Source organism: Xanthomonas cannabis pv. cannabis (assembly GCF_000802365.1).
GTDB classification, from domain to species: Bacteria; Pseudomonadota; Gammaproteobacteria; order Xanthomonadales; family Xanthomonadaceae; genus Xanthomonas; species Xanthomonas cannabis.
This window is the reverse complement of the sequence record NZ_JSZE01000019.1, coordinates 23,210-35,600: the sequence shown is the minus strand read 5'-3', so window position 1 is coordinate 35,600 and position 12,391 is coordinate 23,210. Positions and strand designations below refer to the sequence as shown.

The window sequence follows — 12,391 nt, the reverse complement described above, 5'->3', positions numbered from 1 at the left end:
AGCACCCCATTCCTACTTGTTGATTACATGAGCACCCCACTTTCTCAAATGACGCGGCCCGGCCTCCTCCTGAAGACGGATTGGCTTGCCTTACTATTCGGCGCCGTGCTGTCAGTCATCGCCGGCAGCGTCCTGGTCGTCGGCTGGCGTGCCGGGCTGTCTTCGATTCTTGCCTACCCTTTTTCATACAGCGACGACTCCCTGAGCAGCCTCTGGCTGACGCAACGCGCCATGGAAGGATGGATCTTCGAGAATGATCGGAGCGGCTTTCCTTTCGGCGCATCCTTTCTTGACTATCCCGGGGCCGATGCCGGCAGTTTTCTCTTCCTGAAGCTTGCCGGCATGCTGACCAGCAGCAATGCCGTGGCGCATAACCTGTTTTTCCTTGCAGGCTTCGCTGCGAATTTTCTGACTGCGTACTGGGTGATGCGCTGGCTGCAAGTCGGCCGATCATTATCCTTCGCTACCGCCATACTATTTACGCTGGCGCCTTTTCATTTCCTCCGACTTCGGCACATTTTTTACACCTGCTACTTCAGCATCCCGATCTATTTCATGATCGCCGTGCGTATCGCGCGCTCGGATGCTTCGCTGGATTTCCTGCGTGCGCGGCCTGCGCGCAAGATCGCCCTTGCCGCGCTTTATCTTGTTTTGAGCTGTTTCGGCGTTTACTACACGGTTTTTGGCCTGATCCTGATCGGAACCAGCTGCCTGATCGCGCTTTACCAGAGGAATTGGACGTCGATCGCACGTATCGCCGCACCTGCGATCTTTTTCCTTGCCCTTGGAACGCTGGCGAACATTGCACCAAACGTGATCAACGAACGGATCAACGGTCGCAACCCGGAAGTTGCCGCACGTGCACCCGCAGAGTCGGAGTTGTATGGCGTGAAATTCATGCAGTTGATCCTGCCACAGCCGGAACATCGGTCTGCAAAATTGTCCAATGTGACCGCCCAGTACATGGCCAGCACACCCTTGGTCAATGAAAACAGGACTGCTTCCCTCGGCCTGATAGGTTCTCTCGGCCTGGCCATTCTTGCGTTGGTGATGTTTGCACGGCTGGCCGAGCGCCATGCTGAAGAGCGCATCGCGCTGCTTGCAATCCTTTCCGGCGTGCTGTTCGCCTTCATGACCATCGGTGGTCTTGGATCACTCTTCGCACACGTCGTTTCACCGTCCATCCGCGGCTGGAATCGGGCCAGCATCTTCCTGACGTTCAGTACCCTTGCGGCGGTGGCAATTGCGATACAGACACTTTCCGACAAGCTGGGACGCCGGCACGGCGTGACCATTGCCTCGGTCGCCGCCGTTGTCATGTTGATCTTTGGCGTATGGGACCAGACTCCAGCGGTGTGTGGCGAGTGCCAGGCTGGAGCACGCGGTGCGTATGAGCGAGACAAGCGCTTCATCGGCAGCATCGAAGCGTCCCTGCCCGCCGGTGCTGCGATCTACCAGCTGCCGTACATGGCTTTCCCGGAAGTGCCACCGAAGAACGGGTTGAATGCGTATGACCATGTTGTTGGATTTGTGCATTCTCGGCAGCTCAAATGGAGCTATGGCGGCATGAAGGGGCGCGAAGGCGACCTGTTTTACCGGAATCTCGAAACACGGCCTGCCAGTACGCAACTCGATGCCCTTCGTCGCTACGGGTTCGACGCCGTCTATATCGATAAAAGAGGGTATGTCGACCAAGGTGCCGGTGTCGTCGCCGAGTGGGAACAAGCGCTCGGTACGCCGCCGACGATGGTTCGCGAAGATGGTGCCGTCGTCGTCTTTCGCCTGCCTGGCGGTACAAAACCCGCAAGTGCGGAAGCTGCCAGGCAAAGTCTGGTCGGAGAACCTACAGCAGACACCGCGATTGCATTGCCTTCACTTCGGACTTTCTTGGCGGAAGGTTGGTCAACAGATGAGGCATGGGGCGTCTGGTCAGTAGGTATGACATCTTCACTGCGCTACCGGGTGACCACTGCAACCGCCGGTAATGTGATATTGATTCTCCGTGGCAACCCCTTCCTTGCTGGTTCACAGCGAACCCTGCGTATACGTGCCAAGGTCAACGGCATCCAATCGCTGGATAAGCGCGTGACTGTCGGGGAGCCATCACCCTTGGAGCTTAGGATACCCGTAGCGCCCCATCAGCCTGGCGAAGTAGTGCACGTGGTTCTGAGCTACGAGGTGCCCGTGTCGCCCTCGCAGGTCGGCATCTCAGACGATCAGCGCCCTCTTGCCTTCGGCCTTACCAGCTTCGAGCTATGCACTTCCGCGTGCTCGAGATGAATGCTGAGGCGCTCGACTGCAACGCAGTCGGCGCCTCCCTTCCATGCGGCAGTAATCTGAGCGGCACATCTGCAATCGTCGTGATGCCAGGGTAGCGCTCGTGCCCTGCGCGTGTTCGGCTCCACGATCTGCCGCCGTCCACTGATTCAATGCGTTCGTGCAGCGTCCTCAAGCATCCAACGCAACGTGTCCTCCAGTGGCGGGCAACGCCAGTCACCGATCAGGCGCTGCAATTTCGCATTGCTGCCAAGCAGTTTCTTGACTTCGTTCTGACGAATAAATGCAGGATTCACCTGCACATCGATCCGGTGTCCGGTGATTTCCGAGCAGATCCTGATGATGTCACCCAACGAACTGGCAGCCCCGGAACAGACATTGACGGTTTGTCCATCGGCCTCAGGTGTCTGCAAAAGCTGCCGATAGGCCAGCACGACCGACCTTACGTCTCCGAAATCACGCCACACCTCGGTATTGCCGAGCTCTATCGCAGGAGCCCGCGATGCGAAGTGGGAAACAATTTTCGGCACCAGGAAATTGGCTGACTGACCGACGCCGGTGTAGTTGAACGGGCGCGTGATCACCAATGGAAGACGCTCATGCCACAGCCTTACCACGTATTCCATGGCGAGCTTGCTTACCGCGTAATCGTTCGCCGGAGCCGGCTCCACCGATTCCTCGATGACGCCCTCGGTCGCATTGCCGTAGACATTTGCGCTGCTGGCAATCAGCACTCTCTCTGGACGGCGTCGGGCGGAGGCCAGCGCCTGCAACAGGTTTCGCGTCCCGATCAGATTGACACGATAGAAATCGTCGGCTTCGCCATGTCCGACAAAGGCCACCGCAGCCAAATGGACGACGTACTCGGCGTCCACCTCTGCAACGACGCGCGCAACATCCGCCGCGTCGCGCAGGTCCATCGGGAGAAACTCATCTGTAGTGGCCGAACCCGCGCTTTCCGCACGGGTTCCCACTCCGATCACGGTGCAGCCCTGCTCTTTGAGTTCCTGGGTCAGATAGCGCCCGGTGAACCCGGACGCTCCGCTGACCAGAACGCGCTTGCCGTTCAGATCAGAACGAGAAGCCATGCGCGTTCCTCTTGAGGTCGGCCTCGACCATCATCTGGCAGAGCTGCTCCAGCGTGGTTTCAGGCTTCCAGCCGAGGACGCGCGTTGCCTTCTCAGGATCGCCGATCAACAGGTCCACTTCTGCAGGACGATGGAATTTCGCGTTGATGCGCATCACAACCTTGCCGGTAGCGACATCCACTGCAGTTTCATCTGCATCCTTGCCGCGGAATTGGACGTCGATTCCGGCTCCCTTGAACGCCATGCTGACAAAATCACGGACGGTTTCAGTGCGATTTGTCGCCAGAACAAAAGTATCCGGCTCGTCGGCCTGAAGCATGCGCCACATCCCTTCCACGTACTCGCGCGCAAATCCCCAATCGCGCTTGGCATCCAGATTGCCCAGCTCCAGGCATTCCAACCGCCCGAGTTTGATCTTGGCCACCGAGTCGGTGATCTTGCGCGTCACAAATTCGCGGCCGCGCAGCGGGCTTTCATGATTGAACAAAATCCCGCTGGAGCCGAAGATGCCATAGCTCTCACGGTAATTGACCGTCATCCAATGCGCATACAACTTGGCAACGCCATAAGGGCTGCGAGGATAGAACGGCGTGCTTTCGATTTGCGGGACCGCCTGCACCTTGCCGAACATTTCTGATGTCGAAGCCTGGTAAAACCGGATGTCCTTGTTCACCTGTCGAATGGCTTCCAGCAGGTGGACCGGGCCGATACCGGTGATGTGGGCGGTCGTCGTCGGCTGATCGAACGATACGCCCACAAAACTTTGGGCCGCCAAGTTGTAGACCTCGGTGGCGCCCGTGCTTTCAAGCATACGGATGCTCGAACCAAGGTCGGTCAGGTCATACTCGATCAGGTGCAAATTGGGGTGGTTTGCAATTCCCACCTCTTCGATTCGCCAGAAATTGACCGAGCTAGTACGGCGATATGTGCCGAACACGCGATAGCCTTTATCCAACAACAGCTGGGCCAGGTAGGCACCGTCTTGGCCGGAAATGCCGGTAATCAACGCAGTTTTCATCATCCCTCTCTTGGTTACTTATAAGTTCCGGAATCGAGCCGAGACTGAACGCGGCTCCTTCCTGTGATCGTCGAGTCTCAGCGCGTGGCCAAAGGCTTTCCGCCTGCACCGCAAACCGTTTCCTTGCCCTGGTCCTGGCACGAAGTGAGGGGACCATAATCGAGCGAATCCACCTTGAAGTCGCTAAACCACGCCACCGATTCCTGGACGAGGCCGAGTCGCAGCGTTTTCCCAATCACGGCCTGGCTGGGCACATCTGCGATCACTTCAGCGGAACCACCCGCCGGAATCCCCTCAGCAGGAAGCGGAGCGCGCAGGAAGTCCCGATTTGAGAAATTGCCGGAATCATCCACCAGGGAGATGGCGAGATTGACCGGCAGTGTGCCCTTGGAGTTGATCGCGACCTTGCCCGAATTGGTGACTGACACCGCAATCCGTACCAGTTCGCCGTTATTGACCAGCACCGGCTCCGAGGCAATAGCGTAGCGTGCGCCAACCTGCTCCTGCGTCAGCGGAGTCGACATGCCGCCAGCCTCGGTGGTCTGGGCAGCCTGCTGCGGCTCGGCCTTCACTGGCTGTTCTGCCTCCGGGGCCTTTGAGCAGCCAGTGAACGCGATTACCGTTGCCAGTACGGCAATGGAACCGAAGGAAGCAGGAGATTTCATACTATTTTTCATGGATAAGGACCTGTGGTGGATGAGTGCGCCGCTCATTATTGAGCGGCTTCTACTCGAATGAGAAGTCGGGCCGGTGAGAAGCCACGGCTTTTGAACCAGCAGACCGACTCCTGGACTAGATCAATCTCCAGGTAATAGTCACCTGGAACTGCCGGAGCGCGGACGGTGAGATCGTGGACTGCAGAAGACATCGGCGCGACTGCATCGTGAATAAAATGACGGGGCTGTTCGGCTACTGCCGTCGGTGTTTCTGCATGAATCCAGAAGTGTCCGAGGTAAATGCCGAACGGGCGCAGTGCGTGACCGAGCGGACTGAACCAGGAGTATGCGCTGTCGTTGGTCAATTCGACACGCAAAGAGACCGTGCTGGATGGTTGGGCAACCAGCATCTCCTGCTCGGGAACGGCAGCGTGGCCCTGAAAGGCCTCTTCCGGCAGCGGCTCACTGTAGGGGTAGGGTCCCACTGTTGCTCCCACTACACGCGCATGCGAATCGAGTTCCTGATCATTCAATGCTGCCAGGGCTGGGTTCACCCAGCGGTCCCCACGCAGGCTGCTCAGCACGTCGATTCGATGCAACTCTTCGGCAAGCGGCGAGTCGATTTCGACCTTCAGGCTCACGACTGCATCGGCAACCTGGTCCCTCAAATCGGAGACGACACGATGCCGTCTGAGCAGGCGTGCATACTGCTCGGTAGCGACATACGGATCCAGCGCCGGCCGCCTTGCTGCATCGGAGCACTCTTCAGCCCATGCGGCGTAAGCTGCCGGGTCAAGTGCCAGTTGGCGCAGCAATGCGGCAAGGGCCTGCGGGCACTCCGTGTCCGGCGCGAGTTTCCTGACCGAAGCGGGCAGTTCTGCGTACCACCCGTGATCGGATACGACGCTCGGAAGGCCAGCTTGCATTGCCTTGCACACGACTGCCGAAGCCTCGCCCATCGTCGGTTGGCGCAACGCGATCATCAGATCCGCGCGCTCGAATACCTTCCAGAACTGATCATCATCGACATGACCGTGGTTGACCAACCGCACGTTGCGCAGGTCGGCAAGAGCTTCCAACTGTAAGAGTACGGCCTCCTCCACCTGGCCAGCAATCTCCAGCGTGATGGGTTCATCCAGATCGGCGTCGATCATCGCCAATGCCTGCACGACCCAGTCGAAGCGGCGATTGGCCTGTCCACCACCCAATAGTGCGATAGTACGAAGGCCGTCGCGGACGCGGTGCGGAGCAACGACCGGGTACAGTTGTGGCACTACCGTGACGGGGAGCCAGGGAAAATCTCTATTGACGCGATCGGCCGCATACTGTGAATGCACCACCACCTCGGTGGCCAGCTTGGTCGCCACTTGGTGCAGCGGGAAACGCACCACGTCCTCCCGATTCCAGACAGGCGATCCACTACGAAGCGCCAGACTCGCGGTCCGGACATCAGTGACCGAACACCACTTTTCCAGCAGACCCAGATAGTCGCCGTTGAGTAGCCGGCCTTCGTCGTTAAGCACTCCGGCAGCCATGTGATGCAATACCAGGTCATGCAAATGCACGATCCCCGGCGCTGCTGCCATCAAGGGCAGCATCCAGCCGTGAAACGCCGGGTGGTTGCCCATCTGGTAAACGATCGCATCTGCGTCGAGCAATCTGCCGACGGCGACGCTCACCCCGAGGCGAGTAAGATCTTCCAGGGTAAATGCATCGACTTGCATGCCCTGGTCGCGCAGCAAATTCGACAGGCCTGCCGTGTACTCGGCAATGCCTGAGCGCTCCGGAGGATGCGGCCCAACCATTGCGATGCGAAACGGCGTACTCAAAGCCGGCTCTCCACCAGATTGCTTATCACGCGATCCCAGGTAATGGAGGTACTCATGTGCTGTCCAGCCTCGGCCAATGCACGAAGTTGCGCTGGTGCTTTTGCGTAACAATCAAGCAGGCTTTCAGCGATCGCCTCTGGCGTAGGGCTAGTGACCCAACCGCTACCGGTGGACTCGACGATCCTGCCCACCTCGCCGCTATCCTTAACCGTAATGACCGGCTTGTAGGCGGCGAAGCTTTCCAACGTCGCAAATCCGTAATCCTCATCCACCGGCGAATAGAAGACCGCACGGCAGTTGGCAATCAGCTCAAGCAGCTTCTCGTCTTCCACGAAACCTGCAAGCTCGACGCGATCCGTCAGGCCCAGCTCGCGGATCAGCGGTGCCAGAGAGTGGGCATATTCGCTGGCACCGGTTCCGGCGATGACCACCTTCGCATGGGGAACATGCTTTGCAGCCCGGATCAGCAGATCGGGACGCTTCATCGACTCAAGACGACCGATACACAGCACGTAATCGCCATAGTCTCCCGAGGTGATGAATGGCGCCAGCTTCGACGGCGGATAGAGAACCTCAGAACCCAGGCCGCTGTGCTGCAGTAGACGGTCGGTGACCGTCTGAGAAATGGTGTAGCGCGGCTCGATTTCCGCCAGCAGCTCGCGATCGGAGGCCCGCAGGGCATCACGCACCGCCGAATCCTTCGCGGTCAGGTGGGGCTGATCGAAACGCGTGCGTTCCAGGTCATAAAGCACTCGGTGCTGATGCACGAGCCAAAGGGCCTTATTGGCATGCGAAGCCGCATACGTCGGATACTTGGTGCAGATGCACAGGTCGATCTTCTGACCATTGCTCTCGTTCAAATTCAACAACCTCCATGCCAGCATGGAAGACAGAATTTCCGTTTCTGGATACCACTTGTATGGCAACTGCACCAGCTCTGCGACGACCTGGCGTTGCTTGCCCCACAGATTGATCTGCTTGACCAGCTCCTCATTGAGCAGCTCCGCACCGCCTCTGACAAACGGCACTTGCGCGCCAAGCACAATAACTCTCTTCACCTACATTCCCCTTCGTGATGTCCTTGCCTGCACATGGCAATCCTTGTCCTTACTTCTTCGATTTCCTGATACGGCTACCCAGCTGGTCCAGCGCTGCAAGTTGCTTATCGATTGCCACATCGGCGGGTGTTGCCACCTCGTCCTCAGCGAGGACGGGCTCTGTACGCACCAGCCGCGGCGATGTCTGAGCCGCAAGAGGTCCGCCACGCTTGGTCACCCTCATGGTGACCCATCTCAGAGGTGCTGTCACACGCCATGAACGGCTCGTATGGAGCTCTCCGATCTGGCCCTCTAGGATATCCACTGCCATCTCAAGTTCACGAATACGGCTACGCGCCTCCTCAAGCGCCCGCAAACGATGGGACAGATCCAGTTGCAGCTCCTTGACCCTGCGTGCGTCGGTAGCACTGGTGGTCTCCGAGCTATTGACACGCTGAACCAGGGAAACAACTCTTGCCTGCAGTTCGTCGATGGTTGACTGCTGCTGCGTCTTGACGCGCTCCATCTCCGACATGCTGACCTGCATGCCATCGCGCTCCTCGACCACACGACTTAGGTCAGCAGCAAGCAATTCCGACAGTTCACGAACCCGTTGACGCTCTTCCAGCTCGGACTCGAGCACCGAAATCTGCGAGACTAGCCTTGCGTTCTCGGCCTCCCGATCCGCCATGCCCTTGTTAAGCTGTTTCTCCCTGTCCTCGGCTTCGGCAGTGCGCTTTTCCAGATCTTTTGCCCACTCCTGCAGTTCGCTACTCACCTTTTCCAGATCGCGGTAGCGGTTATCGGCCGTCTCTGCTTCCAGCTGAAGGGTTGCAAGCTTGTCCTGGGCCTGCTGAGCACCTACTTGCAGGCGCTCAATCAAGGATGCGCGTGCCGCAAGCTCAACACGGTCATGCTCGTTCTGCGTATAGAGCGCCCCAAGGCGTGTGTTGTAGCTCAGCAGCGCCTGTTGCATGTGGCTGTAAAGCGAAGTCCACTCTGGCGCATGTAGCGCGACGGATTCGGAACGCGCTAGACACTCCTGGAGCTCTGCAAACGTCCAGCGCGCTTGATCACTTCCGAATGCCTGGATGAATGCATTGCGATAACGCGGCGGAAGCGTCATGAAGTCCAGCGCCGGCTCCCGACCGGGATTGGCCGGAACAATGCGACGCTGCAGGATTTCCTTGACTGTGATTAGGAAAGACAACAACAGATCGCCCAGCCAGGAGCAGTCGGTGGCTTCGGCAGAAATGGCGCCATAGTCGATCAGAACGGCCTTGCCGTCCTGCGTAATCAGAACATTCCAGCAACGCACGTCATTGTGATAGAGACCTACACGTTCGAGCATTACCAATTGCTCAAGCAATTCAGAAACTACTTTATCCGGATCATAGGGCGAGCCGTCGTCGATCAACTCCGAAAGCAGGCGTCCGTCGTCCATCTCCCTGACGAGGAACAAATCCGATGCATCGTCCAAGGCAGCAATCAGCTTTGGTACGGGATACGATGCAGGAGGATTTCTGAGAAACTCGACCTCGTTATTGAACTCCTGCCAATTGATTTCCGCGCGACCACCGATGCCCATCGTCATCTTCTTGACGAACACATTGTCGCCGAAATAATAGCGCCTGCTGTACTGATGCGTTCCTCGTCCATAGGCATGCGCCTCGCCCGACCAGGAACTGAACCTGCCGACAGCCTCACCCACGTACCAGAACTTGCTGCTGGCGAAGTACAGCGGCCTGGAAATCGAAGACAGATGGGTCGCCTGCCTCGACAACAATCTGGTGAAAGCATAATCGGTCAACAACTCCGCCGGGTCGTGCGGCAGAGAGGGCCCCCAGTACAGCGGCTCCTCCCGCAATGCCAGCTCGAAGATTCCAGCGTCCGTGACTTCGGAGAGCTTGCGGCATAATCCGGTCACTCGCGCAATTCCCTGGGAATGCACCAGATGATGGAAGACACTCAGCCCCAGGACAAAGTCGTACTGATCTGGATCAAGCCGCGCGATCACGTCTTCCACGGTGCCGTGCTCGAAAGACGCAGCGAACATCGGGTGCTCCTGGGCCAACGCCTGGCACACATCGACATTGAGATCCAGAAAATCCACACCGTGGACCTGATGTCCGTCCGCCGCAAGGCTGAGGGAAAAAAATCCCTGGGCGCAGCCCAGATCCAGCACCCGCAGCGGGCGACCAAGCTCTCCCTGGAGACGTTGCGCACATTCGCGAATCAGCACGAACCTGTCTTCGCAGCCGCGCGAACTTCCCTCCGAAAGCTCGGGGTGTCCGAAAATGGGCTGATATTTCTCAGGCAGAGCGGCCACGCGCGCGCCAATATGCATTGTTTCAGTCATGACTGATGTTCTCTGATGTGATGGTAGATCCTGACGCCGTCATGACAACGCTTCTACGATTTCGAAATCGGCCTTGAGGTCCATCATCCCCCAGAATTGCATCCCTCTTGCGACGTTCAGCACGATGGCGTCGTAACGACGATCCAGCGGCGTCAATTCCACAAGCGGGTCACCACTGGAAATGCCGAGCGAGACCAGATAGTTCGCTTCATTGAGGTCGAGAGGCATGCTGAACTTGCAGACGATTACCTGCCCCGCTTTTACCGAAATCCCTGCCCGCCCTCCACTGGAAAGGAAGGAGTTGGTGCCATAGAGGAATAGACCCTCGAGGGTTTTAATCAAAAACCCGGGCACTACACTGTCAAAATCCTGATCGAAGGCGATCTTGACGTAAAATACCGTCCTGGTACCGCTCTCTACGCGAGCAGGAAATTCCTCGCCGCCGCTGACAACGACATAATCGAGAATTCGTGCTCCGCCCTGCCCCCAACGGTGCTCGCCCGTATTGTAGTAAGGACGCGTATGAAAGATATCCTCATTCCCAGCCTGCATCTGGCCTGGTGCATCATCGGCCTGTGCCTGAAGCGCTGCAGGCTTCTTGCCGAACAACTCGTCCAGATAAAGGTTCGAGACCTCACGCGAGGGGCCATCGGCATGCACGCTACCGTCCTTGATCAAAATGGCACGATCGCAGTGTTTGACAACATCTCCGACCGCGTGACTGACCAGGATGAGCGTCATACCCTCGTCCTTGTAAGACTGGATGCGCTTGAAGCACTTCGCCTGGAAATACGCATCGCCCACCGACAATGCTTCGTCGACGATGAGCACATCGGGCCGAAATGCGGTGGCCACCGCAAACGCGACGCGCACCTGCATGCCGCTTGAGTAGGTGCGTACCGGCTCATCGAAATACTCTCCGATCTCGGCAAACTCCTGTATCTCGGGCAACACCTTGTCGATTTGTTCCAATGTGTAACCCATGAGCCCGGCAGAATGTCTGGCATTCTCCCGGCCACTCAGGTCCGGATTGAAACCCATGCCGAGCTCGAGAATCGCGGCGATACGGCCATGCCGGATGATGCGTCCTTCGGTCGGTTGCGACGTGCCGGTGATCAGCTTGAGCAATGTGCTCTTTCCGGCGCCATTGCGCCCCATGATCCCGATTGACTCACCCGGAGCGACTGAAAACCCGACATTCCGCAGAACCCAGTGCTCCTCTCGCGGCTTGACCTTCAACCCGAACCAGTTGGCAGCGCGTAGCCACTCACTACCCCAGACACGGTAGGACTTCCCAAGCCCCTCAACCATCAACACAGGGCTCATAGGGCATCCACCATTTCGGCACTCGCGCGGCGAAAAACGACCAAGGACAGGACACATAGGACGAGGGTCGCCAGCATGAGCGGGACAAGCTCGATCCACGCCGGGGAACGTCCGTAAAGAAGTACCCCCTGATAAGCGCTGACAAGCGGGAACAGGGGATTGAGCTTGAAGAGTTCCTGGGTCTGCGCGGGAAGGATATCGATGGTGTAAACGATAGGCGTCACCCAGAACATTGCCTGCAGAACGACCGGCACAACCTGCCCGATGTCACGCACGAAGACATTGAAGACGCCGAGCAGCAATCCAATCGACATCGCGAAAGCCAACGTCAGCAGCATCAGCAGCGGCAGCCAGGCTGCCTGCGCGCCCAAAGTGTGCCCCAGGATAGCGAACACGATGATGATTGCCAGGAACAGCAACAGGTTGTTCACCATAACGGTGCCGCCGGCAATGAGTGGGAGACATATCCGCGGGAAGGCCTGCTTCTTCATCAAATTGCCGTTATCCACGAACAATGAAACACACTTGCCAATGCATTCGGCAAACAGGGTCCAGCAAAGCGTTCCCGCCATCAGATACAGTGCGTAAGCAAACTTGTTATTGACCCCTGGCAGCTTTGCGGCCAGCACCTCGGAAAGAATCGTTGCAAAGATCAGCACCTGCATGAGCGGGTGGATGATCATCCACAATGCACCGAGTTTGCTGCGCAGGAAGCGCAGACGCAGGTCATTCCTGATCGACGACAGGATGAAGTATCGGAAGGCCCATACGGACCGGATCATATCCAACGTTGCTACCTCT

9 protein-coding genes are annotated in these 12,391 nt (G+C 57.9%); 1 reads left to right on the top strand and 8 read right to left on the bottom strand.

The features are described from left to right. Positions 1–27 precede the first annotated feature (27 nt). Complete coding sequence (locus tag OZ10_RS04945) at positions 28–2,280, top strand: hypothetical protein (protein WP_039403559.1); 2,253 nt, start codon at positions 28–30, stop codon at positions 2,278–2,280. A gap of 146 nt (positions 2,281–2,426) precedes the next feature. Here the strand turns inward: OZ10_RS04945 and OZ10_RS04940 are convergent, their stop codons facing one another. The 8 genes from OZ10_RS04940 to OZ10_RS04905 all read right to left on the bottom strand — a co-directional run bounded on the left by OZ10_RS04940 (position 2,427) and on the right by OZ10_RS04905 (position 12,372). After that, on the bottom strand, positions 2,427–3,365 hold the full coding sequence (locus OZ10_RS04940; RefSeq protein WP_039403561.1) for a GDP-mannose 4,6-dehydratase: 939 nt from the start codon (positions 3,363–3,365) through the stop codon (positions 2,427–2,429). Next, positions 3,349–4,383, bottom strand: a complete 1,035-nt coding sequence (gene gmd, locus OZ10_RS04935) for a GDP-mannose 4,6-dehydratase (protein ID WP_039403696.1) — start codon at positions 4,381–4,383, stop codon at positions 3,349–3,351. The genes OZ10_RS04940 and gmd overlap by 17 nt, the downstream gene beginning before the upstream one ends. 77 nt (positions 4,384–4,460) lie before the next feature. Then, a complete protein-coding gene (locus OZ10_RS04930; protein WP_228890273.1) occupies positions 4,461–5,060 on the bottom strand; it encodes a glycosyltransferase in 600 nt (199 codons plus the stop codon). Between the two features lie 35 nt (positions 5,061–5,095). Further along, positions 5,096–6,844, bottom strand: coding sequence for a glycosyltransferase (locus OZ10_RS04925; protein ID WP_039564056.1), 1,749 nt, complete (start codon positions 6,842–6,844; stop codon positions 5,096–5,098). A gap of 20 nt (positions 6,845–6,864) precedes the next feature. Then, positions 6,865–7,926: a glycosyltransferase family 4 protein gene (locus OZ10_RS04920; protein WP_039403570.1), complete on the bottom strand. Its 1,062-nt coding sequence runs from the start codon at positions 7,924–7,926 to the stop codon at positions 6,865–6,867. A 49-nt stretch (positions 7,927–7,975) separates the two neighbouring features. Beyond that, the gene (locus OZ10_RS04915; RefSeq protein WP_236726948.1) at positions 7,976–10,264 is read right to left on the bottom strand and encodes a methyltransferase domain-containing protein; all 2,289 of its coding nucleotides are present in this window, start codon (positions 10,262–10,264) and stop codon (positions 7,976–7,978) included. A 39-nt stretch (positions 10,265–10,303) separates the two neighbouring features. After that, positions 10,304–11,590, bottom strand: a complete 1,287-nt coding sequence (locus tag OZ10_RS04910; protein ID WP_039564055.1) for an ABC transporter ATP-binding protein — start codon at positions 11,588–11,590, stop codon at positions 10,304–10,306. Then, positions 11,587–12,372 (bottom strand): ABC transporter permease, encoded by a 786-nt coding sequence (locus OZ10_RS04905; protein WP_039403699.1) that lies wholly within the window; start codon positions 12,370–12,372, stop codon positions 11,587–11,589. Before OZ10_RS04905 ends, OZ10_RS04910 begins: the two co-directional genes overlap by 4 nt. Positions 12,373–12,391 lie beyond the last annotated feature (19 nt).